At 39.5% G+C, this 26,531-nt stretch carries 24 protein-coding genes and 1 tRNA gene; 20 read left to right on the top strand and 5 right to left on the bottom strand.

Features of this window, described 5'->3' with window-relative positions; all coding sequences use genetic code 11:
• From AWW73_RS10955 to AWW73_RS10900, 12 genes are all read left to right on the top strand, one after another.
• Positions 1-426: EF-Tu C-terminal domain-related protein (locus AWW73_RS10955; protein WP_240491652.1), on the top strand; the 426-nt coding region annotated here is incomplete at its 5' end.
• A 60-nt stretch (positions 427-486) separates the two neighbouring features.
• Positions 487-562 (top strand) — tRNA-Trp (locus tag AWW73_RS10950).
• 75 nt (positions 563-637) lie between these two features.
• A complete protein-coding gene (gene secE, locus AWW73_RS10945; protein WP_031947182.1) occupies positions 638-1,078 on the top strand; it encodes a preprotein translocase subunit SecE in 441 nt (146 codons plus the stop codon).
• A 7-nt stretch (positions 1,079-1,085) separates the two neighbouring features.
• Complete coding sequence (gene nusG / locus AWW73_RS10940) at positions 1,086-1,619, top strand: transcription termination/antitermination protein NusG (protein WP_016142418.1); 534 nt, start codon at positions 1,086-1,088, stop codon at positions 1,617-1,619.
• Between the two features lie 109 nt (positions 1,620-1,728).
• Entirely contained in the window at positions 1,729-2,157 is a 429-nt protein-coding gene (gene rplK / locus AWW73_RS10935) for a 50S ribosomal protein L11 (RefSeq protein ID WP_001074682.1), read from the top strand.
• A gap of 3 nt (positions 2,158-2,160) precedes the next feature.
• Complete coding sequence (rplA, locus tag AWW73_RS10930) at positions 2,161-2,856, top strand: 50S ribosomal protein L1 (RefSeq protein WP_005065788.1); 696 nt, start codon at positions 2,161-2,163, stop codon at positions 2,854-2,856.
• Positions 2,857-3,165: 309 nt separating this feature from the next.
• A complete protein-coding gene (gene rplJ / locus AWW73_RS10925; RefSeq protein ID WP_002115099.1) occupies positions 3,166-3,672 on the top strand; it encodes a 50S ribosomal protein L10 in 507 nt (168 codons plus the stop codon).
• A 42-nt stretch (positions 3,673-3,714) separates the two neighbouring features.
• Entirely contained in the window at positions 3,715-4,086 is a 372-nt protein-coding gene (rplL, locus tag AWW73_RS10920; RefSeq protein ID WP_001229360.1) for a 50S ribosomal protein L7/L12, read from the top strand.
• 304 nt (positions 4,087-4,390) lie between these two features.
• Positions 4,391-8,479 (top strand): DNA-directed RNA polymerase subunit beta, encoded by a 4,089-nt coding sequence (gene rpoB, locus AWW73_RS10915; protein WP_061874431.1) that lies wholly within the window; start codon positions 4,391-4,393, stop codon positions 8,477-8,479.
• A gap of 86 nt (positions 8,480-8,565) precedes the next feature.
• A complete protein-coding gene (gene rpoC, locus AWW73_RS10910) occupies positions 8,566-12,759 on the top strand; it encodes a DNA-directed RNA polymerase subunit beta' (protein ID WP_025470536.1) in 4,194 nt (1,397 codons plus the stop codon).
• 180 nt (positions 12,760-12,939) lie between these two features.
• Positions 12,940-13,305, top strand: a complete 366-nt coding sequence (locus tag AWW73_RS10905) for a hypothetical protein (protein ID WP_031947183.1) — start codon at positions 12,940-12,942, stop codon at positions 13,303-13,305.
• Positions 13,306-13,522: 217 nt separating this feature from the next.
• Complete coding sequence (locus AWW73_RS10900) at positions 13,523-13,879, top strand: hypothetical protein (protein ID WP_002115127.1); 357 nt, start codon at positions 13,523-13,525, stop codon at positions 13,877-13,879.
• Between the two features lie 45 nt (positions 13,880-13,924).
• On the opposite strand, the gene AWW73_RS10895 is transcribed toward AWW73_RS10900, so the two are convergent.
• Positions 13,925-14,410: a DUF4442 domain-containing protein gene (locus AWW73_RS10895; RefSeq protein WP_005079397.1), complete on the bottom strand. Its 486-nt coding sequence runs from the start codon at positions 14,408-14,410 to the stop codon at positions 13,925-13,927.
• Positions 14,411-14,527: 117 nt separating this feature from the next.
• Here AWW73_RS10895 and AWW73_RS10890 point away from each other — a divergent pair, with 117 nt between their 5' ends.
• From AWW73_RS10890 to htpG, 5 genes are all read left to right on the top strand, one after another.
• Positions 14,528-15,406: an alpha/beta fold hydrolase gene (locus AWW73_RS10890; protein ID WP_081409580.1), complete on the top strand. Its 879-nt coding sequence runs from the start codon at positions 14,528-14,530 to the stop codon at positions 15,404-15,406.
• A gap of 101 nt (positions 15,407-15,507) precedes the next feature.
• A complete protein-coding gene (locus AWW73_RS10885) occupies positions 15,508-16,932 on the top strand; it encodes a Na+/H+ antiporter family protein (RefSeq protein WP_016142410.1) in 1,425 nt (474 codons plus the stop codon).
• 329 nt (positions 16,933-17,261) lie between these two features.
• Positions 17,262-17,843 carry an OmpW/AlkL family protein gene (locus AWW73_RS10880; protein WP_016144139.1) on the top strand — a complete coding sequence of 194 codons (582 nt, stop codon included), beginning with the start codon at positions 17,262-17,264 and terminating at the stop codon, positions 17,841-17,843.
• Between the two features lie 189 nt (positions 17,844-18,032).
• A complete protein-coding gene (locus AWW73_RS10875) occupies positions 18,033-18,386 on the top strand; it encodes a lysozyme inhibitor LprI family protein (protein ID WP_002114852.1) in 354 nt (117 codons plus the stop codon).
• A gap of 101 nt (positions 18,387-18,487) precedes the next feature.
• The gene (gene htpG, locus AWW73_RS10870) at positions 18,488-20,407 is read left to right on the top strand and encodes a molecular chaperone HtpG (RefSeq protein WP_062849636.1); all 1,920 of its coding nucleotides are present in this window, start codon (positions 18,488-18,490) and stop codon (positions 20,405-20,407) included.
• Positions 20,408-20,491: 84 nt separating this feature from the next.
• On the opposite strand, the gene AWW73_RS10865 is transcribed toward htpG, so the two are convergent.
• The 3 genes from AWW73_RS10865 to AWW73_RS10855 form a co-directional block, all read right to left on the bottom strand.
• Entirely contained in the window at positions 20,492-21,388 is an 897-nt protein-coding gene (locus tag AWW73_RS10865) for a hypothetical protein (RefSeq protein ID WP_062849635.1), read from the bottom strand.
• 129 nt (positions 21,389-21,517) lie between these two features.
• Positions 21,518-22,660 carry a hypothetical protein gene (locus AWW73_RS10860; RefSeq protein ID WP_062849634.1) on the bottom strand — a complete coding sequence of 381 codons (1,143 nt, stop codon included), beginning with the start codon at positions 22,658-22,660 and terminating at the stop codon, positions 21,518-21,520.
• A 360-nt stretch (positions 22,661-23,020) separates the two neighbouring features.
• On the bottom strand, positions 23,021-23,722 hold the full coding sequence (locus AWW73_RS10855; RefSeq protein ID WP_032005715.1) for a DsbA family oxidoreductase: 702 nt from the start codon (positions 23,720-23,722) through the stop codon (positions 23,021-23,023).
• Positions 23,723-23,899: 177 nt separating this feature from the next.
• Between AWW73_RS10855 and AWW73_RS10850 the strand changes: the two genes are divergently transcribed.
• Positions 23,900-24,658, top strand: coding sequence for a hypothetical protein (locus AWW73_RS10850; protein WP_062849633.1), 759 nt, complete (start codon positions 23,900-23,902; stop codon positions 24,656-24,658).
• Between the two features lie 21 nt (positions 24,659-24,679).
• Here AWW73_RS10850 and AWW73_RS10845 read toward each other — a convergent pair whose 3' ends face one another.
• The gene (locus tag AWW73_RS10845) at positions 24,680-25,045 is read right to left on the bottom strand and encodes a MerR family transcriptional regulator (RefSeq protein WP_016144145.1); all 366 of its coding nucleotides are present in this window, start codon (positions 25,043-25,045) and stop codon (positions 24,680-24,682) included.
• A 71-nt stretch (positions 25,046-25,116) separates the two neighbouring features.
• On the opposite strand from AWW73_RS10845, the gene AWW73_RS10840 reads away from it, so the two are divergent.
• Positions 25,117-25,764: an RBBP9/YdeN family alpha/beta hydrolase gene (locus AWW73_RS10840; RefSeq protein ID WP_062849632.1), complete on the top strand. Its 648-nt coding sequence runs from the start codon at positions 25,117-25,119 to the stop codon at positions 25,762-25,764.
• Positions 25,765-26,008: 244 nt separating this feature from the next.
• Positions 26,009-26,500, top strand: coding sequence for a hypothetical protein (locus AWW73_RS10835; protein WP_061874442.1), 492 nt, complete (start codon positions 26,009-26,011; stop codon positions 26,498-26,500).
• The last annotated feature ends 31 nt before the right edge of the window (positions 26,501-26,531 follow it).

Genomic DNA, 26,531 nt, shown 5'->3' with positions numbered 1-26,531 from the left:
ACAACTGTAACTGGCGTAGAAATGTTCCGTAAACTTCTTGACGAAGGCCGTGCAGGTGAGAACTGTGGTATCTTACTTCGTGGTACTAAGCGTGAAGACGTACAACGTGGTCAAGTACTTGCTAAACCAGGTACAATCAAGCCGCACACTAAATTCGACGCAGAAGTATACGTACTTTCTAAAGAAGAAGGTGGTCGTCACACTCCATTCTTAAATGGTTACCGTCCACAGTTCTACTTCCGTACAACTGACGTAACTGGTGCAATCCAATTACAAGACGGCGTTGAAATGGTTATGCCAGGCGACAACGTTGAAATGTCAGTAGAATTAATCCACCCAATCGCAATGGACCCAGGTCTACGTTTTGCGATCCGTGAAGGTGGTCGTACTGTAGGTGCTGGTGTTGTTGCGAAAGTAACTGCATAAGCATATTATAGTGACGGGTTACGTCTCAGGTTGAGGGCTTTGGCTCTCAACTTGCATTATAGGTCAGTAGTTCAATTGGTAGAGCGTCGGTCTCCAAAACCGAATGTTGGGGGTTCGAGTCCCTCCTGACCTGCCATATTTTGAAATAAAAAGCTTGATGCTGGCTTAGTTGTTCATATAATAAGTCGCGAGTTCTACGACGAGTACAAAAATGTCGAATGATAAACCGCGTGACGCATTGAGCGACGCGCCAATTCCTCAAAGAAATAATTCTGCTGAAGTTGTTCGTTCTGGTTCGCCTCTAGACATTGTTCTATGGGTGATTGCAATAGCATTGTTGCTTTTAGCTACCATGGTGAATCAGCACTTACCAGCGTATTGGGCGCCTGCAAATAATGTTTGGGTGCGCGTTGGGGCAATTTTTGCTTGTATCGTTGTGGCTTTAGGTTTATTATACGCCACCCATCAAGGTAAAGGCTTCGTTCGTTTGCTAAAAGATGCACGAGTCGAATTGCGTCGAGTAACTTGGCCAACAAAACAAGAAACAGTCACTACTTCGTGGCAGGTTCTATTGGTTGTAGTTGTTGCATCACTGGTTTTATGGTGCTTTGACTATGGTTTGGGTTGGTTAATTAAGTTGATTATCGGGTAAAAGAGCTATGAAACGTTGGTACATTATTCATGCCTACTCTGGCTATGAAAAACAAGTGTTGCGTTCACTTACAGAACGAATCCAGCGTAGCGCTGTTGCTGATAGCTTTGGTGATGTCCTTGTTCCTACCGAAGAAGTGGTAGAAATGAAGGATGGTAAGAAACGTAAATCTGAGCGTAAATTCTTTCCTGGCTATGTGTTAGTCGAAATGGAAATGAATGATGATACTTGGCATATTGTTAAAGAATGTCCAAAGGTTCTAGGTTTTATCGGTGGTACACCTGAAAAACCAGCACCAATCACTCAGCGTGAAGCAGATGCGATTCTTGCGCGTGTACGTAATACTGGTGAAGCACCACGTCCTAAAACGATGTTTGAGCCAGGTGAAGAATTACTTGTTATTGACGGTCCATTCACAGACTTTAAAGGTGTGGTGGAAGAAGTTCAATACGATAAGTCACGTTTAACGTTGACGATTAATGTATTTAATCGACCAACTCAGGTTGAACTCGAGTTTCGCCAAGTCGAAAAAACGATTTAATCTCAATTGGTTGAAAAGCGCCCGATTTTATCGGGCATTGTTGTTGTAACAGTAGTGTTGCGTAAAGATTGGGGAGCCTAGCGGCGTTTGTACCCAGAGGTATTTTAAAATGGCTAAGAAGATTGACGGCTATATCAAGCTGCAAGTTCCAGCTGGTAAAGCAAATCCATCTCCACCAATTGGTCCTGCGTTAGGTCAACGTGGTGTAAACATCATGGCATTCTGTAAAGAATTCAATGCTGCTACACAAAAAGTTGAACCAGGTCTTCCAATTCCTGTAGTGATTACTGTGTACAACGACAAGTCGTTCACATTCATCATGAAAACTCCTCCAGCTTCTATTCTTCTTAAGAAAGCTGCTGGTATTCAAAAGGGTTCATCTGTACCAAACAAAACTAAAGTTGGTAAGTTGACTCGTGCTCAGTTAGAAGAAATTGCGACTACTAAAGAACCAGATTTAACTGGTGCTGATTTAGACGCACGTGTTCGTACCATCGCTGGTTCTGCACGTTCTATGGGCTTGGAAGTGGAGCTATAAGACATGGCAAAGTTAACTAAACGTCAAAAAGCCATTGCTGCTGCTGTTGAAGCAAACAAAGTTTACACTTTGGAAGAAGCGGTACAAGTTCTTAACAGCCTACCTGCTGCAAAATTCAAAGAATCTTTGGATGTGGCTGTAAACCTTGGTGTAGATCCACGTAAATCTGATCAGGTTGTTCGTGGCGCAACTACATTACCTGCAGGTACTGGTAAAACTGTACGTGTAGCTGTATTTGCTCAAGGCGCTCAAGCAGAAGCTGCTAAAGAAGCTGGTGCTGATGTTGTAGGTTTTGATGACCTTGCTGAAAGCATCCAAGGTGGAAACCTTGACTTTGATGTTGTAATCGCTGCTCCTGACGCTATGCGTGTTGTTGGTAAGCTCGGTACAATTCTTGGTCCACGTGGTTTAATGCCAAACCCTAAAGTTGGTACTGTAACTCCTGATGTAGCGAATGCTGTTAAAAACGCTAAATCTGGTCAGGCTCGTTACCGTGTAGACAAAGCGGGTATTATCCATGCTGCGATCGGTCAATTAGGCTTTGATGCTGCTGCTATCCGTCAAAACGTTGAAACTTTAGTTGCTGACTTGAAAAAGTTAAAACCTGCAACTTCTAAAGGTGTATACATCAAAAAGATCACTTTGAGCTCAACTATGGGTCCTGGTCTTACTGTTGATGTAAACAACGTTTCTAACTAAGTTTAGACTTAGTAAAGAATTTTAAAGTCCTGATTGAGGACAGAGCCTAAATAAAAATATTTTTATTAGGTGGGGTGGAGCAAAGCTTCATCCCTTACTCATCAGGCGGACTTTGAATTGATAAATGAGAATTTATCAGCGTCAAAGACCTCAGGCGAAAAGATGTTGTTTTCGAATAGCACTTTTCTTAATAAACCAGCCTGCGTAGACGCGGTGGTGTGATTTGTTCCTCCTCCGCGTGTAAGTCGAGAGGCTTACGAATTGGGAGTGTGCCCATTGGGTACATAAATCACCTTAGGAGGTTTTACAATGGCTCTTCTTATTGAAGACAAAAAACAGATCGTTGCGGAAGTAAGTGAAGTTGCTTCTAAGGCGTTTGCAGCCGTTGTTGCTGACTACCAAGGCTTAAGCGTAGAGCAATTAACAACACTTCGTGTTGAAGCTCGTAAGTTAGGTGTTTCTACACGTATTGTACGTAACACTTTGGCTAAACGCGCACTTCAAGATACTCAATTCAATATCTTGAACGACAACCTTGTTGGTCCAACAATTCTAGGTTTTTCAACTTCTGAAGATGACATGGGTGCAGCTGCACGTTTGTTTGAAGATTTTGCTAAAACTAACAAAGCATTTGAGTTAAAAGCTGCTGCATTTGACGGCAAAGTTTATCAAGGTGCTGACGTTAGCGTAATTGCAAACCTTCCGAACCAAGAGAAAGCTCTTACTATGCTTGCCTCTGTCCTTCAAGCTCCTATTTCGAAATTGGGTCGCCTTATTACAGCGCTCAAAGAGAAAAACGAGTCAGAAGCTGCTTAATCAATTTTACACACCATTCAATATCCATTTGGAGTTATTCTCATGGCTTTAACTAACGAAGAAATCTTAAACGCAGTTGCTGAAAAAACTGTTCTTGAACTTGTTGAATTAATTTCTGCTTTCGAAGAGAAATTCAACGTTTCAGCTGCAGCTGTTGCTGTTGCTGCTCCAGCTGGTGGCGCTGCTGCTGCTGCTGAAGAACAATCTGAATTCAATGTTGAGTTGACTTCTTTCGGTGCTAACAAAGTAGCTGTAATTAAAGCAGTTCGTGAAGCAACTGGCCTTGGTCTTAAAGAAGCTAAAGACCTAGTTGAAGGTGCTCCTCAAGTTCTTAAAGAAGGCGTTTCTAAAGAAGAAGGCGAAGAACTTAAGAAGAAACTTGAAGAAGCTGGTGCTACAGTTACACTTAAGTAATTGTAAAAGGAGTCGGTTTTTAAATCGGCTCCATAAAATGGCTGATGGCTCTTGGGTCATCAGCCTTTTTGCGTTACAATAATCGGCTCGATTTTTGTTAGTTTTGTTTGATTTTTGAGAAAGTCGAAATAAAACAAGTAATTTCAAATGTTTACCAATATTTTTCTTTTTTAAAAATATTGTTAAGCGTTTTTATACCACTAAAAATTGCAGCATTTGTAAACAGTGGTGGCCATATCGGCCTGCGTAATTCCTTCTGAGCCCGTTCTGCAGGCGGGCTTAGTTTACTTTCCGAGGACTCCAGATGGCATACTCATATACCGAAAAGAAACGGATCCGTAAGAATTTTGGTAAATTGCCCCAAGTAATGGATGCACCGTACTTACTATCGATTCAGGTCGATTCGTACAGAACATTCTTGCAAGATGGCAAAACTCCAAAAAACCGCGAAGATATCGGTCTCCAAGCCGCATTTCGTTCAGTTTTTCCTATCGAAAGTTATTCTGGCAATGCTGCTTTAGAATTTGTTGAGTATAGCCTTGGTAAACCTGAGTTCGATGTACGCGAATGTATTCTTCGTGGTTCGACTTATGCGGCACCAATGCGCGTTAAAATTCGTTTGATTATTAAAGATCGCGAAACTAAATCAATTAAAGACGTACGAGAACAAGAAGTCTATATGGGTGAAATTCCACTCATGACTGAAAACGGTACATTCGTCATTAATGGTACTGAGCGTGTAATCGTATCTCAATTACACCGTTCACCAGGCGTTTTCTTTGATCACGATAAAGGTAAAACCCACTCAAGTGGTAAAGTGTTGTATTCAGCACGTATTATTCCTTACCGTGGTTCATGGTTAGACTTCGAATTTGATGCGAAAGACTTAGTTTACGTACGTATTGACCGTCGTCGTAAATTACTTGCTACTGTTGTATTACGTGCACTGGGTTATAACAACGAACAAATCTTGAATTTGTTCTATGAAAAAGTACCTGTGTATCTTGATATGGGCAGTTACCAGATTGACCTAGTACCTGAACGTTTACGTGGGGAAATGGCGCAATTTGATATTGCTGACAATGACGGTAAAGTTATTGTTGAGCAAGGTAAGCGTATTAATGCTCGTCACGTACGTCAAATGGAAGCTGCTGGTTTAACAAAACTTTCAGTTCCAGATGAATACTTATATGAGCGTATTACTGCTGAAAATATTACTTTACGTGATGGTGAAGTAATTGCCGCTAATACTTTGTTAAGCCATGAAGTTATGGTGAAACTAGCAGAAGGTGGTGTTAAACAGTTCAATATCTTATTTACGAACGATATTGACCGTGGTTCGTTTGTTGCTGACACATTACGTGCAGATACAACAGCTGGCCGTGAAGAAGCATTAGTTGAAATTTATAAAGTAATGCGTCCAGGCGAGCCGCCAACAAAAGAAGCTGCTGAAAACTTATTCAATAACTTATTCTTCTCTTCTGAGCGTTATGACTTATCTCCAGTAGGTCGTATGAAGTTCAACCGTCGTTTGGGTCGTCCATACGAAGTTGGTACTGACCAGAAGTCACGTGAAGTAGAAGGTATTTTATCGCACGAAGATATCATTGATGTATTACGTACATTAGTTGAAATCCGTAACGGTAAAGGTGAAGTCGACGATATCGATCACTTGGGTAACCGTCGTGTACGTTCTGTTGGTGAAATGACTGAAAACCAATTCCGTGTTGGTTTGGTTCGTGTTGAACGTGCTGTTAAAGAGCGTTTAAGCCAAGCAGAAACAGATAACTTGTCTCCGCAAGATTTAATTAACGCTAAACCAGTTGCAGCTGCAATCAAAGAATTCTTTGGTTCAAGCCAGTTATCTCAGTTCATGGACCAAAACAACCCATTATCTGAGATTACCCATAAGCGTCGTGTATCAGCGCTTGGGCCTGGTGGTTTAACACGTGAACGTGCGGGCTTTGAGGTACGTGACGTACATCAAACTCACTATGGTCGTGTATGTCCAATTGAAACGCCGGAAGGTCCAAACATTGGTTTGATCAACTCGCTTTCTGTATATGCAAAAGCAAATGACTTCGGTTTCTTGGAAACACCTTACCGTAAAGTGGTAGATGGTCGAGTAACTGATGCAGTTGAATACCTTTCTGCTATTGAAGAAGTAGGTACTGTTATTGCACAGGCCGATTCTGCAGTAGATAAAGATGGCAACTTAACAGAAGAGTTTGTTTCTGTTCGTCATCAAGGTGAATTCGTACGTATGCCACCAGAAAAAGTGACGCATATGGACGTTTCTGCTCAGCAGGTTGTATCTGTTGCTGCATCACTTATTCCATTCCTTGAACACGATGACGCGAACCGTGCGCTTATGGGTTCAAACATGCAACGTCAGGCAGTTCCTACTCTACGTGCGGATAAACCGCTTGTAGGTACAGGTATGGAAGCGAACGTTGCACGTGACTCAGGTGTGTGTGTGATCGCAAACCGTGGTGGTGCAATTGAATACGTAGATGCTTCTCGTATCGTTATTCGTGTAAACGAAGATGAAATGATTGCTGGTGAGGCTGGTGTAGATATCTACAACCTCATTAAATATACACGTTCTAACCAGAACACTTGTATTAACCAAAATATTATCGTGAATTTAGGCGACAAAGTTGCTCGCGGTGATATCTTGGCAGACGGTCCGTCTACAGATATGGGTGAGCTTGCGCTTGGTCAAAACATGCGCGTTGCGTTCATGACTTGGAATGGTTACAACTATGAAGACTCGATCTTATTATCTGAGCGTGTACTTCAAGAAGACCGTTTAACTTCTATTCATATTCAAGAGTTATCTTGTGTAGCGCGTGATACTAAGTTAGGTGCAGAAGAAATTACTGCCGATATTCCTAACGTTGGTGAAGCTGCACTTTCTAAACTTGATGAATCAGGTATCGTTTATATCGGTGCTGAAGTTACAGCAGGTGACATCCTTGTTGGTAAAGTAACGCCTAAAGGTGAAACTCAGTTAACTCCTGAAGAAAAATTGCTTCGCGCAATCTTTGGTGAGAAAGCAGCTGATGTTAAAGATTCATCTTTACGTGTTCCATCTGGTACTAAAGGTACAGTTATCGACGTTCAAGTCTTCACTCGTGATGGCTTAGAGAAAGATGACCGTGCACTAGCTATCGAAAAAGCACAGCTTGATGCTTACCGTAAAGACTTGAAAGAAGAATACAAGATCTTTGAAGAAGCAGCTCGTGAGCGTGTAATTCGTTTGCTTAAAGGCCAAGAGTCTAATGGCGGTGGTTCAACTAAACGTGGTGACAAACTCGTTGAAGACGTGTTATCTGGTTTAGAGCTTGTTGATTTGCTTGAAATTCAGCCAGCAGACGAAGCAATCGCTGAGCGTTTAACTCAAATTCAAGTGTTCTTAAAAGAAAAGAGCGCAGAAATTGACGAGAAATTCGCTGAGAAGAAACGTAAGCTTGCAACAGGTGATGAATTAACAACTGGCGTATTGAAAGTTGTTAAAGTTTACTTAGCTGTTAAACGTCGTATTCAGCCTGGTGATAAGATGGCTGGTCGTCACGGTAACAAAGGTGTTGTATCTAACATCCTACCTGTTGAAGACATGCCACATGATGCTAACGGTGTACCAGTAGATATCGTATTGAACCCGTTGGGCGTACCATCTCGTATGAACGTGGGTCAGATTCTTGAGACTCACTTGGGTATGGCGGCTAAAGGGCTTGGTGATAAAATCGAAAAAATGTTGAAAGAACAGCGTACAGTTTTAGAACTGCGTGAATTCTTAGACAAGATTTATAACAAAGTCGGTGGTGAGCAAGAAGATCTTGACAGCTTAACTGATGCTGAAGTCTTAGCTCTTTCAGGCAACTTACGTGCTGGTGTGCCTTTGGCTACTCCTGTATTTGATGGTGCTGAAGAAGGTCAAATTAAAGACTTACTTGAGTTAGCTGGTATCTCTCGTACTGGTCAAACAGTATTGTTTGATGGCCGTACTGGTGAACAGTTTGATCGCCCTGTAACTGTGGGTTACATGTACATGCTCAAATTGAACCACTTGGTTGATGACAAAATGCATGCGCGTTCAACTGGTTCTTACTCTCTTGTTACACAGCAACCGCTTGGTGGTAAAGCACAATTCGGTGGTCAGCGTTTCGGTGAGATGGAGGTCTGGGCACTCGAAGCTTACGGCGCAGCATATACTCTCCAAGAGATGTTAACTGTTAAGTCGGATGACGTTGAAGGTCGTACACGCATCTATAAGAATATTGTAGATGGTAACCATTATATGGATCCGGGTATGCCTGAATCGTTCAACGTATTGACCAAAGAGATCCGTTCTTTAGGTATCAACATTGAACTGAAAAATGGTGATTAAGTCGTAAGACTCACGATTTTTTAGGTAAAAACAATATTTGTGACCCAGTCGGGTAAGCGTTGCTTCCCGACACACGGAGAAAAAAATTGAAAGACTTGCTCGATATCATGCGTAAGAAAACGGACTCAGATGGTCATGCACCAATTGAGTTTGACCGTATCCGTATTGGTCTTGCGTCACCAGAAATGATTAAGTCATGGTCTCATGGTGAAGTTAAAAAACCTGAGACAATTAACTACCGTACTTTTAAACCAGAACGTGACGGTTTGTTCTGTGCCAAAATCTTTGGTCCAGTAAAAGATTACGAATGCTTGTGTGGTAAATACAAGCGTATGAAATACAAAGGCGTCATTTGTGAAAAATGTGGCGTTGAAGTAACTACAGCGAAAGTTCGTCGTGAACGTATGGGTCACATTGAACTTGCTTCTCCAGTTGCACATATCTGGTTCTTAAAATCGTTACCGAGCCGTATCGGTTTATTACTTGATATGACACTGCGTGATATCGAACGTGTATTGTATTTCGAATCATACGTTGTAACTGACCCTGGTATGACTCCGTTTGAAAAGTATCAACTTTTAACAGACGAAGAGTACTTCAATGCACTTGAAGAACACGGTGATGAATTCACTGCGAAAATGGGGGCAGAAGCGGTTCAGGACTTGTTGAAAGATATCGATCTTGAAGCTGAAATCGCACGTTTACGTGAAGAAATCCCTCAAACAACTTCTGAAACGAAGTTGAAAAAAGCGTCTAAACGCTTGAAATTGATGGAAGCATTCAAAGATTCAAACAACAAGCCAGAATGGATGGTGATGAATGTACTTCCTGTACTTCCACCTGATTTACGTCCATTAGTTCCACTTGAAGGTGGTCGTTTCGCGACTTCTGACTTGAACGATTTATATCGTCGTGTCATTAACCGTAACAACCGTTTGAAGCGTCTTCTCGACCTAGCTGCTCCAGATATCATCGTACGTAACGAAAAACGTATGTTACAAGAGTCTGTAGATGCATTGCTTGATAACGGTCGTCGTGGTCGTGCAATTACTGGTTCTAACAAGCGTCCATTAAAATCTTTGGCAGATATGATCAAAGGTAAACAAGGTCGTTTCCGTCAGAACTTATTAGGTAAGCGTGTTGACTATTCTGGTCGTTCGGTAATTACTGTAGGTCCTACTTTACGTCTTCACCAATGTGGTCTACCGAAGAAAATGGCACTTGAATTATTCAAGCCATTCATTTTCGCGAAACTACAAGCTTCAGGTCAGGCGACTACCATTAAAGCTGCGAAGAAAATGGTTGAGCGTGAGACTCCGGAAGTTTGGGACGTTCTTGCTTCTGTAATTCGTCAACACCCAGTAATGTTGAACCGTGCGCCAACACTTCACCGTTTAGGTCTTCAAGCATTTGAACCTATTCTTATTGAAGGTAAGGCAATCCGTCTTCACCCACTCGTTTGTGCTGCGTTTAACGCCGACTTCGATGGTGACCAAATGGCGGTACACGTTCCATTGACACTTGAAGCACAGTTAGAAGCTCGTGCATTGATGATGTCAACAAACAACATCTTGTCACCAGCAAACGGTGAACCGATCATTGTTCCTTCTCAGGACGTTGTCTTGGGTCTTTACTACATCACACGTGATGCTGTAAATGCCAAAGGTGAAGGCATGGTGTTTGCGGATACGCATGAAGTAAACCGTGCACTTGCTACTGGTCAGGTTGCGATCCATGCACGTGTTAAAGTACGTGTACATCAAACTGTTATCAATGAAAATGGTGAGCGTGAACATCAAACTATTATTGTTGACACAACTCCTGGTCGTTGTTTGCTTTGGGAAATTGTTCCACAAGGCTTAAGCTTTGACATGATCAACCTTGAGATGACTAAAAAGAATATCTCTAAATTGATCAACTCTTGCTACCGTAAACTTGGTTTGAAAGATACAGTTATCTTCGCTGACCAATTAATGTACTTGGGCTTCCGTCAAGCGACTCGTTCAGGTGTATCGGTAGGTATGGAAGACATGCTTATTCCACCTACTAAACAGACAATTATTGATAAAGCGGAAACAGAAGTTCGTGAAATCGAACAACAGTTCGAACAAGGTTTCGTAACTGCTGGTGAGCGTTATAACAAAGTTGTCGATATCTGGGCGCGTACAAACGACCAAGTTGCTAAAGCAATGATGGATAACTTGTCTTATACACTTGTGAAAAACAAACAAGGTGAAGACGAGAAGCAAAAATCATTCAACAGCATCTATATGATGTCTGACTCTGGTGCCCGTGGTAGTGCGGCGCAGATTCGTCAGCTTGCTGGTATGCGTGGTTTGATGGCAAAACCGGATGGCTCGATTATTGAGACTCCGATTAAAGCGAACTTCCGTGAAGGTTTAACAGTACTTCAGTACTTTATTTCTACACACGGTGCGCGTAAAGGTTTGGCCGATACAGCATTGAAAACTGCGAACTCTGGTTACTTGACTCGTCGTCTTGTAGACGTAGCGCAAGACTTGGTAATTACTGAACCTGACTGTGGTACAGCGGGTGGTTTAGTAATGACACCATTCATTCAGGGTGGTGATGTCATCGAGCCATTACGTGACCGCGTATTAGGTCGTGTAACTGCTGAAGATGTACGTCGTGCATCTGATGATGAAGTTGTATTACCTCGTGGTACGTTAATTGACGAGAAAATCGCAGCTCAGCTTGAAGAAGCTGGTGTCGATGAAGTTAAAGTACGTTCAGTAATCGCATGTGAATCAACATTCGGTGTGTGTGCTCGTTGTTATGGTCGTGACCTTGCACGTGGTCACTTGGTGAACCCAGGTGAATCAGTGGGTGTAATGGCTGCACAGTCAATTGGTGAGCCAGGTACACAGTTAACGATGCGTACGTTCCACGTTGGTGGTGCTGCGAGCCGAACTTCTGCTGCGAACAGTGTTCAAGTACGTAACAAAGGTACTGTACGTTTCCATAACGTGAAAACTGTACAACATGCAAAAGGCCACTTGGTTTCAGTTTCACGTTCAGGTGAAATTGGTATTGCCGATGATTTAGGTCGTGAGCGTGAGCGCTATAAACTTCCTTACGGTGCAAGCATCTTGTTGAAAGATGGTGAAGCTGTAGAAGCTGGCGGTATCGTAGCGACTTGGGATCCGCATACACATCCATTGGTAACAGAAGTTGCTGGTAAAGCACGTTTCAGCCAAATCGCTGATGGCGTAACTGCAACATCGAAAACTGACGATGCAACTGGTATGACTACTGTTGAAATCTTGCCTGTAACAGCTCGTCCTGCTTCTGGTAAAGATTTACGTCCTGCAATCGTGTTGGATACAACAGATGGCGGCGAACAGTTCTACTTCTTGCCACAAAACACAATCGTGACTGTCCGTGATGGCGAAACGATCGGTGTGGGTGACGTTATTGGTCGTGTACCACAAGAAACATCACGTACTCGTGATATTACCGGTGGTCTTCCGCGTGTAGCTGACTTGTTCGAAGCGCGTAAACCAAAAGAGCATGCAATTCTTGCTGAAGTATCAGGTGTTGTAAGCTTCGGTAAAGAGACTAAGGGTAAAAACCGTTTGGTAATTACTCCTGATGATGGTTCTGAGATTTACGAAGAATTGATTCCAAAATGGCGTCAAATCAACGTATTCGAAGGCGAGCATGTGAACCGTGGTGAGACTATTTCTGATGGTCCACAAAACCCACATGACATCTTGCGTTTGAAAGGTGAAGTTGCATTAACTAACTACATCGTGAACGAAGTTCAAGACGTTTACCGTCTCCAAGGTGTAAAAATCAACGATAAGCACATTGAAGTTATCGTACGTCAAATGTTGCGTAAAGTTGATATCACTGATGGTGGTGATACAAGCTTCATCAAAGGCGAGCAAGTGGATTACATCCGTGTTGTTCAAGAGAACCAAGCTGTCTTGGCTCAGAACAAGTTCCCTGCGAAGTTTGAACGTCAATTAATGGGTATTACGAAAGCATCGCTTTCTACTGACTCGTTCATCTCTGCTGCATCGTTCCAGGAAACAACTCGTGTGTTAACTGAAGCGGCTGTAACAGGTAAAGAAGATGATTTACGTGGCTTGAAAGAAAACGTTGTAGTAGGTCGCTTGATTCCAGCAGGTACTGGTCTTGCATACCACCTAGAACGTCGTCGTCAAGAAGCAGAAGCTGCAGAACATGAGCTTCACAATGACTTCAGCGAAGTAGACCAAGCATTCAGCCAAGCATTAAACTCAGAACAATTCTAAGTTTAGACTGGCACTAAAAAAGGCACCTCAGGGTGCCTTTTTTATTTATAGTTATTTTTAACAATTAAGAGTTGTAATTACATAAACATATTAAAGAGTCATTATTTTATTACTAAAGCGGGATAAAGACTCCATAAAAACACACTAGGCTACCTGCTTATGAAGACTGGAGTAAATCTAATGAAAAAAATGATGATGATTGTTGGTGTTGGCTTGATGTCAGCAACTTTGTTTGTGGGTTGTCAGAATGCAAGCCCAGAAAGTCAACGTATTGGTTCAGCTGCAATTGGTGGTGGTGCAGGTGGTGCGGTAGGTAAACATGTGGGTGGTAATATTGGTGCAGGTCTAGGAGCGGCACTTGGCGCAGGTGTTGCTGCTAATGCCAAAGGATCTAGCAGTAAAACCGTACGTAATAGTGCAATTGGTGCTGGTGTTGGTGCGGTCTTAGGTGGAGCAATTATTGGTGGTGATGCTGGTGCTGCTACAGGTGGAGCACTTGGTGGTAGTGCAGGCGCAGCTTATGAAGAGAAAAAAGGTAAATACTAAAAGTATCCTTAATAATTGTTAAACCATAGAAGTCTTTATGTGATTAAAGACTTCTTTTTTTACGCCTTTTTATAATTAAAATTTTGTTTAATGAGCTTATAAGGATGAGCTTTACAAAATATCAATCGATTAGGACAGACGAATAACACAATCTGATCAAATTCCTCATAAAAGGGGATTATTCTTTTCATTAGAACAGATAGTAGTGAGTACGGTCATGAAAAAAACAATTGGATTAGTTTCTGCGTTAATGTTGTCTACACTTATGTTCACAGGCTGTCAAAATATGAGCCCATCTGATCAACGTATTGGTGCGGCAGCAGCAGGTGGAGCACTTGGTGGTGGTTTAGGTAACCATGTAGGTGGAGGCATTGGTGCAGGCTTAGGCGCAGCGGTAGGTGCTGGCGTTGGTTCTAATACTCAAGGTGGTAGTAAACAGACAACGACTAAGAGTGCAATTGGTGCTGGTATCGGTTCTGTAGTAGGTAAAGCACTGATTGGTGGTGACTCTGGTGCTGCAATTGGTGGTGCGATCGGTGGTGGTGCTGGTGCAGCAATTGAAGAGAAAAGATAAAAGGTTTAGAAGATTCATAAAATAAGCGCTTTATAGCGCTTATTTTTATTGAGGGAAGGGCTTCGCTTTTTTACGTCTGATATAAAGCGTTTTTTGAACCTCTGCAATTCTTACTCCTGATTCATCAAAAATATTTAGATGATAGGTTCTTAGAACGGGCTCATAGTTTTCGGCAAGTTCACGAATTTGTTCAATTTCGGCTAAATCGACTCGAATATCTGCATGTACAGTGCTGCGCCCTGGGGAAAGAAAATTGATTTCAGCAGCTTTATCCCAAACAATATATTTTGATCCGAGATGATGCATAAGAATCATCATATAAAATGGGTCAACCATTGAATAAAGACTTCCACCAAAATGTGTTCCGACTAAATTTTGGTTTTTCCAAGTCAGTGGCATCTTTACACGCACATGGCAAAGTTCTAAATTCATGATTTCAATATAAATCCCCGCGCCACGATAAGGGGGATAGTGATTAAATAGAAATTTTGAAATCGTAGGATTGTTCTGAAGTCTTCTTAAAATAGCCATAATAGTCAATTTTTTTTATTGAAACAGTATTCATACTAGATAAGTATCATCTTTTTTATATTGATGGCAATGCTCTATCCGACTAACGACATGATCGATTGAAAAACAAGATAGGAAATGATTATGCAGCCAAAAGTTCATACAGTAACAACAAGTGATCAACAAACGCTTTGTGCCAAAACATGGGGCGACGAAAAAAATACACCGTTGGTTTTAGTACATGGTTATCCTGACAATCAAGAAGTATGGGAATCAATCATTGAACATTTAATCAATGACTTCTACATTGTTACTTACGATGTACGTGGAGCAGGTTTGTCATCTATACCAAAACGTATACGTGATTACCGTTTAGAGCGTTTATCTTTAGATCTCCAAGAAGTGGTAGATGAGTTATTACCGAATCGCCAATTCCATATGGCTGCGCATGATTGGGGTTCTATTCAGTCTTGGGAATCGGTTACCGAGCCTAAGTTCAAAGGACGTTTATTATCATACACAACCATTTCTGGGCCGTGTCTTGATCATGCCGCTTTATTTTTACGTGATAAATTTAAATCTTCGCCAGCCCAAATCTTAAAAATATTAACCAAATCTTGGTATATCGGCGCATTTCATCTTCCGTTAATAGCACCAACAGTATGGTCTCTTTTTAGCCCAGAAAAATGGGGGAAAATTCTTACTCAATTAGAAAGAAAAAGTAATTTACCTTTAAATAATAATATTAATGCTGATGGAAAATATGGCATTAATTTATATCGTGCCAATTTTATTCCTCGCTTAACTGGCCCACGTCAACGTTATGCACAGTGCCCAGTAAAAGCCGTTATTTTAAAATATGATACTTTTGTGAGTCCTGAATACATCACTGAGGCTATGCCAAAGTGGGTTGAAAAATTTGAATATGTAGAGCTTAACGCAAATCATTGGGCGATTCTGAGTGAGCCAGAGAAAATAGCAACTCATATTCGTGAGTTTATTAAAGCTCAAGCTTAACAGTGAAATAACTGCATAAAACTGTTAATTCGGCGATATTTTCGGCTTCATAGATATGAATCTGCTAGAATATCGCCTTTTGTTTTGCTCTGAACTTATTCATGAATGCTGTCGTTATTGCGATTGCAGTGATGTTCTTATTATCACTGGCGCGCGTATCTGTCGTACTGACTTTAGTGGTTTCTGCCATTGTGGGCGGCCTCGTAGCAGGTTTAAGCCTTTCTCAAACCGTTGAAGCTTTTAACGCTGGTCTTGGCGATGGTGCTGAAGTTGCACTTGCCTATGCGGTGTTAGGGGCATTCGCTCTGGCACTTTCAAAATCTGGATTACCTGATTTACTTGCTCATAAGCTGATTGGTTTATTGGGAATGGAGGCTGGGAAAAGCCGTCAGACTAAAGTGAAGTATCTACTCTTAGGTATTTTATTAATTTCTGCTATTTTCTCTCAAAACCTTATTCCGGTTCATATTGCTTTTATACCAGTATTGGTGCCGCCACTATTAAAAGTAATGAACCATCTAAAATTAGACCGTCGAGCAGCAGCTTGCGTACTTACGCTAGGTTTAGTCGGGACTTATATTTTTCTTCCAGTTGGTTTTGGTGCAATTTTCCTTGAACAGATTTTGATGGGAAATATCAACAAGATTGGTGCGGCGTATGGCTTACATGTTGATCGAGCAATGATGCCAATTGGCATGGCTATTCCTGTTTTAGGAATGGTTTTAGGCACCTTGGTTGCGGTATTTATTAGCTACCGTAAACCAAGAATTTATGCAGATCGTAATATCACGCCTGTGACCACGATCGATTTAGATAAACCTCTTCGTGCAAATACAGAAGTTCAAACAGCTGATTTAAAAGCAGATGCTGAGGAGTTAAAGCATGAGGCAGAGCAAGCCCCGGTTATTGCAAAGAAAACAATCTTGATGGCATTGCTCGCAATTGGCTTAACGCTCGCTGCGCAGCTGTATTCAGGTTCGATGATTTTAGGTGGTTTAGTCGGTTTTGCTGTTCTATCTACTGCCGGAATTTTCAAATGGCAAGATGCTGATGATGTCTTTGTACAAGGCATGCGTATGATGGCTTTAGTAGGTTTCATCATGATTTCTGCTGCCGGTTTCGCCTCGGTCATGACCCATACTGGTGATATTAATCAGTTAGTAAATGGTGTAGTCGAGATTATTGGAGATAACCGCGCGCTTGCAGCATTCTTAATGCTTTGTATTGGTCTATTTGTCACAATTGGTATTGGTTCATCTTTCTCAAGTGTTCCTGTATTAGCTGTTATTTATGTGCCTTTATGTGTGCAGTTTGGTTTCTCACCATTAGCAACGATTGCACTTATTGGTACGGCAGCAGCATTAGGTGATGCTGGATCGCCAGCTTCTGATTCAACCTTAGGGCCAACAGCTGGTTTAGGGGTAGATGGGCAACATGATCATATTTGGGATACAGTTGTACCTACCTTTATTCACTTTAATATTCCGCTATTAATTTTTGGCTGGATCGCTGCAATGGTTTTATAAAGTTTTTATAAAATATTAAAGTGTAAACCTTCTTAATCATAATCTTTAGATTTCAATTAAGAAGGTTTTTTGTTGTCTAAATAAAATATGTATTTAAAATAAATTATATTAAAATACTCGGAATTAAAAAGTTTATTAAAATAGTTGGTAATATAAAATAATCTTGATTAATAAGGTTGAAATAAAAACCTATTAAAATGGTTGGTTAATATATAATTTTATTTAAAACAGTTATTTAAAAATAAATACTAAAATAATTTTATAATGAGTATTGCAAGGTTTTAAAATAAGTGTTTATTATAAATATAAATAAGGTTGGAGATATTAAAGTGTTCAAAAAAGCTTTGGTTATTGCATTAATGGGGATGTCTTCTTTTACTTTTGCTGGTAACTGGCAAGTGAAATTTGGTGGTAGTGTTATTGCTCCATCAGAAGATACAACAACAGCTTTAGGCGTGGTAAAAGCAGATCATGAATATGCATTTACACCATCAGTAGAATACTTCTTTGGCCAATCTCCATTTTCGGCAGAGTTATTGTTAGCAACACCAGTTAATCATGATGTTTTGTTAGATGGAAACAAAGTAGCGCGTATTAAACAGTTACCACCAACGATTACTGCTAAATATCATTTTAAAAACTCGACTCGTTTTACTCCATATATTGGTATCGGTGCTACAGCATTTATTCCTTGGGACGAGCAAGGTGTTGCTGACAAAGTAAAAGAAGATTTTGGTGTGGCAGGACAAGTTGGATTTAATTTCCAACCTGCTGATGCTAAAAATTGGGGTGTATTTGTAGATGTTCGTTATGCTGATTTAAGCCCAGAAGTTACTTTAACAAATGGCGCTAAATTTGATCTAGATATTAATCCTTTTGTTTACACTTTAGGTTATAGCTATAAATTTTAAGCATAATAATAAATAGAAAAAATATAATAATAAAACCTAGACTCAGGCACCTCACATATATTTTATGTGAGGTTTTTTTAAGGATTTTATTTGCACTAAAAAAAGCATAAAACAGACAGTTTTATACATATTTTCTGCAAGTTTTTTTCTAAACTAATTTCTATTCATTACAAGCATGGGAATAAGAACATGAATAACAAATTAGCGATTTGTTTAGCACTTTTGAGCGGTATTGCTTTTACTCAAAATTTACAAGCTGCAAGTTTTTCGTGCGATGCTGCAAAAACGAAAACAGAAAAAAGCATTTGTAAAAACCGTTCTTTAAACGATGCAGATGTAAAAATGGCAACGACGTATCAAATCATTCTGCATGCTTTACCGATGGGTGGACGAGATAACCAAAAAGATACTCAGCAGCAATGGCTGAAAAAAAGAAATGCTTGTGCTGCCAATGTCAGTTGTATTAGCAAAGCTTACCAACAACGTCAAAAGCAGTTAGATACGATATTGCAAGATAGGGTGTTAAGCCACGGCCCATTTTAATTAGATTAAAAATTTTTGATATTCAGGATTGAAAAATTCTAGAAGTACTCCATTCATAAAGCATTCGAGAACAAACAGCTTCAAAATTTAAGGAGTGATTTATGAGTGAACAAGCATCACAAAATTATAGTTTCCAAGCAGAAGTTGCCCAGCTTTTACATTTAGTGACGCATTCTCTCTATTCTAACCCTGAGATTTTCTTGCGTGAGCTTATCTCTAATGCATCAGATGCATGTGATAAGTTACGTTTTGAAGGAATTAATCATCCTGAATATTATGAAAATGATCCGGACTTGCACGTACGAATCAGCTTAAATAAAGAAGATAAAACCTTAACAATTTCTGATAACGGTATTGGTTTAAGCCAGCAAGAAGCAATTGATAACTTAGGTACGATTGCGAAGTCAGGTACTAAAGATTTCATGTCAAAATTGACGGGTGATCAAAAAGCAGATGCTCAATTGATTGGTCAATTTGGTGTTGGTTTCTATTCTGGTTTTATTGTTGCAGACAAGATTACGGTTGAATCACGCCGTGCGGGTCTAGATGCATCTGAAGGGGTGCGCTGGATTAGTGGTGGTACAGGCGAGTTTGAAGTTCAGCAAATTGATAAGGCCTCACGTGGTACCGACATTATTCTTCACTTACGTGATGATGCACTTGATTATTTAGAATCTTATAAAGTTAAGCAGATTGTTAATAAATACTCTGACCACATTAGTCTGCCAATTGAAATGCAAAAAGAAGTTTGGCAAGAAGAAGAGGTTGCTGAAGGTGAAGAGCCTAAAGGCGGCCAAATGGTCAAAACTGACGAGTGGGAAGCGATCAACTCGGCAAGTGCTTTATGGACACGTAACAAAAGCGACGTGACTGAAGAGCAATATATTGAGTTCTATAAAAACTTAACTCATGACTTTGAAGCACCGCTCGCATGGGCACATAACCGTGTTGAAGGTAGTACTGAATATACCCAATTACTTTATATTCCAAGTAAAGCGCCACATGACATTTTTACTCGTGAAGCAAAAGCGGGAATTAAGCTATATGTAAAACGCGTCTTTATTATGGATGATGCGGATAATTTAATTCCAAACTATTTACGCTTTGTTCAAGGTGTAGTGGATAGTGCTGATTTGCCGCTTAATGTTAGCCGCGAGTTGTTGCAAGAAAGCCGTGATGTCAAAACGATTCGTGAAGGTAATGCACGCCGTGTATTAACCGTACTTGATGGTTTGGCTAAATCGGAAGATGAAAAAGACCAAGAAAAATTCAAGACTTTCTATAGTGAGTTTGGCTCAGTACTCAAAGAAGGCTTGGGTGAAGACTTTGGTAACCGTGAACGTATTTTAAAATTATTACGTTATGCGACTTCAACAAATGATGAAGTAACGACTTCTTTTGCTGACTATAAGGCACGTATGAAAGAGGGCCAAAAAGCCATCTATTATGTGACTGCTGACAGTCTAGCAGCAGCGAAAAACTCACCACAGTTAGAGTTGTTCAAAAAAAAAGGCATTGAAGTATTATTAATGGCAGAGCGTGTTGACGAATGGGCAATGAATTTTGTTCATGAGTTTGACGGTACGCCATTAAAGAATGTGTCTAAAGGCGCTGTTGATTTAGGTGATTTGCAAGACGCTGAAGAGAAAAAGGCACTTGAGCAAGCTGCTGAGCAGTTTAAGCCTGTTGTTGAGAAACTAAGTGACTCATTAAAGGCTAAAACTAAAGAAGTACGTGTAACTACACGATTAGTTGATTCTCCAGCGTGTTTAGTGACAAGTGAAGGTGAGTTATCTCCTCAACTGATTCGTATGCTCAAACAAGCAGGCCAAGCGGTGCCGGAAATTAAACCGATTTTAGAAATTAACCCTGAGCATCCTTTAGTGAAGAAACTTGATGGTTCAGAGCAGTTTGATGACTTGGCTAATGTCATTTTTGATCAGGCTGTTATTGCTGAAGGTGGTTTACCGGAAGACCCAGCAGCTTATGTAAAACGTATTAATAGCTTATTGTTGAAATAATTTAGCTTTAAAAGAAGCCTCTGAACTATCAGGGGCTTTTTTTGTGGATAAAGAAAGAGTTATCCACAACTTGATGATATTTGGCTAAAAATTAGCTTCTAGATTCATTTGGACACTAAGCTGATGTTTAGAGTCATCATCAAGATGGTTAAAAAAATTAAGATCATTTTGCATAAAAATCCAATCTCTCCATATCGGTTGTCGCCATGAAATGTAGGGGCCCCAACTATTGAGTCGGATATCATTTTTGGTGTAGACGCCACCGCTATACACACCATAAGTAAGGCTATTATTTTTTACAAACTCAAATTGCTGGAAAGTCCAGTTACCCCAGTTGTAATCTTCATTTTCACTCTTATTCACATTAAATTTGTTAGCGAAAAGGGTATTGTCTTGCATTTTCTGCGTTAAGTTTAGGGTAGTTTCAGAATAATTTCGGCTGGTAGAGCCGTAACGAAAGATCTGTTCTGTATCAATGCTAATGTTATGTCTCAAATTCCATTTCTTCTTTGCTAAAAATTGTACGTAGATATCGCTATCTGAATTTGAACCTAAATCAAGGTCATTTTCAAAAGGCATCCAAGTTGAAATGGTGGCCCAGCTCGCACTCAGTGGATTTATGATAGAAACCTGGGTTGATGAATTCTTCTTCTTTCTTTTACCCAAAGCTTTATACGTTTGTTCACGTTGAGTCGCACGTTTCCAGAACGTATCATTTCCGAATACAGCCATAAGCTCTTGAATTAAAGTAGCATCAGATAAGGTATTGTTTGGCGCTACTTCACAAGGAGAATGTGAAAGTGATTGCAGTTTTACTTGTGCGAAACTTGTAGAAGAGTAGGGATAACGCCGTGACCTTTTATGTTTTAGAGAGTGATAAAAAAATTGAGAATGGGGAAGTAAAGCCAATACACCCAAACTATAAATACAAATGAAGATAGCCGATCTATTTTGAAATGAAAAAGAAGAAAATTGATTCATTTTTAGAGAGAAGGAATCAAAAATAAAAAAAATTAGAACAGTACTTTAGAAGGCTAAGCTTAAAATTTTATTTAAAGGGATTTTATTATTCATCACCTTGGATGAGGTTCCAAGGTGACGTTGGCTAGCTTAAAAAAGTGCTTCTAAGCGTAAGAAGGTGCTGACAAAATGATTACGATCTTCGCGGTGGTCATTAAAGTAATTTACATCACCTTGTACAAAGAACCATTCACGTAAAACGGGTTGGCGCCATGAAACAAACGGTCCCCAACTATTTAAACGTAGGTCATTGTCTTTGTAATAACCACCTGTATAAATACCATAGTTAAAACGGTTGTTTGCAAAGAAATGATGTTCGCGGAAAGTTCTGTTTTCCCAAGCTAGATCGTCATCTTGATCATCCGCATAGGTCAGGCTGAACTGATTCGATAAAAACGGTTGATTTGGTCTGGCATGAGTCAGTTCAAGATTGGTACGTAAATAGTTTTCGCTGTCTATTCCATAACGATAAATTTGTTCAGCATAGAACTTAAAATCATTACGGAGTTGCCAATCTCTTGATGCTTTTAAACGAACATAAATATCGTCCCCAGAACGAATACCTAAGTCGGCATCGGTTTCGAAAGGCAGTTTTTTAGAAAAATTTGACCAACGTAAGGCAATCGAACTATTGTCATCTCGAGTTCGTTTGCCATCTAATTTTTTATTTGGATCTTGATTCGGGTTCTGATTAATATTGGCTGGACTGTTATTAAATTCATCATCTAAAGAATCATCACCAAATACCACGCTTAGACGTTTTTCTAGAGTCGGCAGCTTAATCTTACCGCGAATTCTGGGTTTGATTTCATAGTTATCGTATTCATTCCAATAGTTATCGACCATTACACGGATGGTCGCGGTAGCAGGTTTTTGTGGATCGACTTCACCAAACCAATCATCAATTTTTTCAGACGTACGATCGGCCCAATTACGAATTTTCTTTTGTTTGCGGTCAACCCAAGTTTGATCTTCTGTTTGTTCAGTAGGGGGAACTATAGAATGATTAGACTGCTCTGGAAAAATGGTTGGAGTTGCGTCCACCCAACGCGGTATTTTATCTAATACATTTTCATCTGTAGTAGCTTCGCTTTGTACTCCAGCTGATGTACTCCCTACTTGTGGGGTAGTAGAAGAAGAGGTGGCCTCTGCATGAGTGATGCATACTGAACCAAATCCAATTGTTAAAAGTGCAAAAAGCTGCCGGTACGGCATTACATGAAATGTTTTCATATCTATCTTTATGTTTTGTTGTTGTTTCCACTTTTGTTGATTTTTCTAATAAAATCAAGAGGGCGACACAAAAGTTAAGTAAATTTAACTTTTTTTACATATTTGAAATAAATGAAAAAGTTTAAGCTAGTAGCGATTATTTTTAGCCAAAAAAAATCCCCCATTAATGGGGGATGATAGATCAAGGAAACTTCAAATTCCGATCATTAAACACATAAAAAACAGAACATTACAGCGCGAATATTCTAAGCGGCAATAATAAACTGATTTTTGGCAATTGGATAGTTCTTTTTTTAGAACGCTCTATTGCTAAAATGGTGATAAAACATACGATTTGATCACATTTTTAATTGTGTTGATTTATTTCTGTGGAATATCACATGATTCATCAGTGCAAACAGCTGCATCATCTTGCTCTACTTCTTCAGTATTTGCCTTGATTTGCGCTTTTTCTAACACTTGTAAAAAGACTTCGCGAGGTTGAGCTCCAGCAAGGGCAATTCTTTGATCAAAGACAAAAAATGGTACACCAGTTACATTGAGTTGTTCTCGTGCAATTTTTTCATCATGGCGGACAAAGTCGGATAGTTCATTGGTATCTAATACATATTCAACTTCGGCATTATCAAGGCCAATACGAGATGCAATTTCTTCTACAACTTCACGTTCGCCAATTGCGAGACCTTCTGTCATATAAGCATGGAAGAAAGCTTCTTTAGCTTCATTGCCTAAACCTTTGCTTTGAGCAAGGTGAATAATACGGTGTGCATTAAAACTATTGCCTGAGTTCGCCTTTTGCCATTGGAAATCAATACCTTCAGAGGCAGCCATGGCCGCAATATTGCGCTCCATTTCTTCCATCTCTTCATAAGTACGGCCATATTTTTTAGCTAAGCGCTCAGTATTCGAAGTGTCATGTTTTGCTGGTGCATCAGGATCTAATTCAAAACTATGCCAGTGGATTTCAAGATCAATACCTGCTTCAGCAGCTACATGTTCAAGGCGTTTTTTGCCGATATAACAAAAAGGGCAAACTACATCAGACCAGACATCAACACGCATGGGAGAATCTCATAAATTTTAATTACCCATCATAATAGGGATGATGCACAAGGATTTAAAGCTTTGAGTAGCGAATACAGTGTTGCGTATTGTGAAATAAATGGCATATAAAGAAGAATAAGCTCTATTTTATAACTATAAAGAGCAAAACTATAAGAAGGGAAATAGGAGGTGTGTATGCGCCGAGTTTTGATTGCGATTGCAAGTCTGATTGTTATCACAAGCATTGTTTTTTTCACCTATCAGCATATCAAACAGCAGCAAGCCAAAGACAGTAGTCAAATGTTTGATGTCGTCATGACTGAAAAAATGAATCAGCTCTATGAACAAGCGCAAGACTGGTCTAAACCCGTCCAGCTTGATATTCATGATAAACGTTTGGCAGGACACTATAAGCAAATTTCAGAATTTCTTTTAAGTTATTGGATTCAAAATATTAATGCACGAAATGCATACTTAAGAGAACTCAAAGCCGCCAAATGGGATACTTTTTTAAATGTTGATCGTCTAGATCTTGATAAAAAGCAAAAGTTTGTAGAAACCGAGAAGATGTTAGCTGATGTCCGTATGGCTTCAGATCAGTATCAAACTGAATATGAAAAAATTCATAAAACTTTCTTAGCAAAGGTTCAAGAGTTATCTGTTGATGCAGAAATGAGGCAACTCCTTGAAATGAAATTGGGAACTCAGCAAAAAGCAGATCAAGACCATGCAATTTTTATGATTGAACTACAAATTTTAGATAAAGCAGAACAAATGTTTAAGCTTCTAAAAAATTATGAATGGCAAAAGAAAGATCAGATGATTCTTTTTCACGAAAATGCACAGGTCAAAAAGTTTAATGGGCTTTATCAAGATGTTTTAAAACTAAATGCAAAAATTGAAAAAATTAAGAAAAAAAATGTGGCTGCACTCGAAGGAGATTTAAAAGAATAAGCAGAGTGTGAGCATCAAGAATTATAGTTTGGTACTCTCGGCTTTTCCTTTGGTTAAAAAAGATTGTAATAAACTTTGAGAAGTTTGTAGTTTGTTTAACTGCTCAGACACATGCATGAGTTCAGTTTGCAGTTTCTCTTGAACCACTGAACACAGTGTAAATACACGTTCATCTAAATCAAAACAAGGCAGCAAAACCTGAATATCTTTTAGGTGCATGCCTGCATCATTCAATATTTTAATTTTCTTAATAGTTTCAATATCTTTTTTTGTGTAGCTTCGATAGTTATTACTTGCTCGATGAGGCTGTATAAGTCCTAAACTTTCGTAATAACGCAGCATTCGAGGACTTACTTTTGTGAGCTCTGAAACTTTAGCTAAGTTCATAAAATGGGGTTGACCTTAACAGTGGTGTCATAGTTTAGCATGTTTTTATCTTTCAAAATGGTACTTGTTCAATGATCAGAAAACTCATTTTATTGGTGTTATTCGGATTAATGTCATTTGTTGCAAATGCCAAAACACTTGAACTTCAGGAGAAGAACATGCGTCAAATATTTGTGCTTCATGGTTATTCTGCTTCTATCGATGATCATTGGTTTCTAGATTTAAAACATCAAATAGAAAATGAAAATACAAAGGTTACCTTAATTCCGTTTCCAGATTCTGAGAATCCGGATGCAGAGGCATGGCAAAAAGTTTTAGACCAAAATATTCCTGCGGTAGATGAAAATACTTATTTTGTTGCACACAGTTTAGGGGTGATTACGTTACTGCACTTTTTGCAAAGACACGATTACCAAAATATTGGTGGAATAATTTTAGTATCTGGATTCTCTGGACCAATTTCAGATTTTTCTTCGCTTGATGGTTATATAACAAAAAGCAAAATCGATACAAATTACTTTAAGGGTATAAAGAAAAAGCTAGTGTATTTGTCTGATAATGATGATTTGGTTCCGCCAAAATTGACGATTGAATTGGCGAAAGAAATTGATGCGCCGTACATTACCGTTCCTAATGGCGGGCATTTTTTAGGTAGAGAAGGTTATACGACGTTTCCGCAAGTCGTGAATTCTTTAAAAGAGATGTTAGAAAGCAAATAAAATTTATAAGATAAATCGCACTCTATAATTTGAACACTTTTATTCAAATTATAGAGTGTTTTATTAGAATGCAGTTTTAATAAATAGAAGAACCCTACTATTACATTAAAAAATTTAATTATATTTACCGTTTATCTGAGCATTACTGAATCAAATTCGACTTTGTTGTAGCCTATTTATAGATACTTTTAATTTAATCATCATCTTTTAATTGAAATAGGATGACTGATTTTTGGAGCAAGTTATGAACTTTCTAAAACAATCAGCCTTCATTGCTGCATTTGCTTTTATGGGTTTACCGACTGTTCAAGCAGAAGAAGTGGCTACCTTACCTACAATTCGCGTGATGGCTGAATCTGAGCTACGTGAAGAGGTGGGGTTTGTACCTTTCCAAGAAGATAAAAAAGTGCGTCAGGCGCTGCAACATCGTGAGTATAAAACGCATTACGATATACAGAATGCTTTGGTTCCTGAAGGCATGACTACGGTAGATTATCAGCCAGTCATGGCGCAGCCAGATTTGTCCCAACTTTCTCCATTCTTACAACAATACATTTTAGCGGTAGCAGGTGGGATACAGTCTTCTGATCCAACCAATGGTATTTTTAAGATGTTAGAGCCTCTGAAAATTTACCGAAGTAATGTCGATGCTTATCGTGAGGGTACGATGAAAGTGAATATTAATGACATTATAGATTTACAGAAGAAAATCGAAAATGGATTAGCTGGTCGATAAAAAAATCCCCACATTGAGCGGGGATTTTTTT

Source organism: Acinetobacter lactucae (genome assembly GCF_001605885.1).
In the GTDB taxonomy this organism is placed as follows: domain Bacteria; phylum Pseudomonadota; class Gammaproteobacteria; order Pseudomonadales; family Moraxellaceae; genus Acinetobacter; species Acinetobacter lactucae.
Note: the sequence above shows the minus strand (reverse complement) of the source record. Positions and strands in the feature narration are given on the sequence as shown.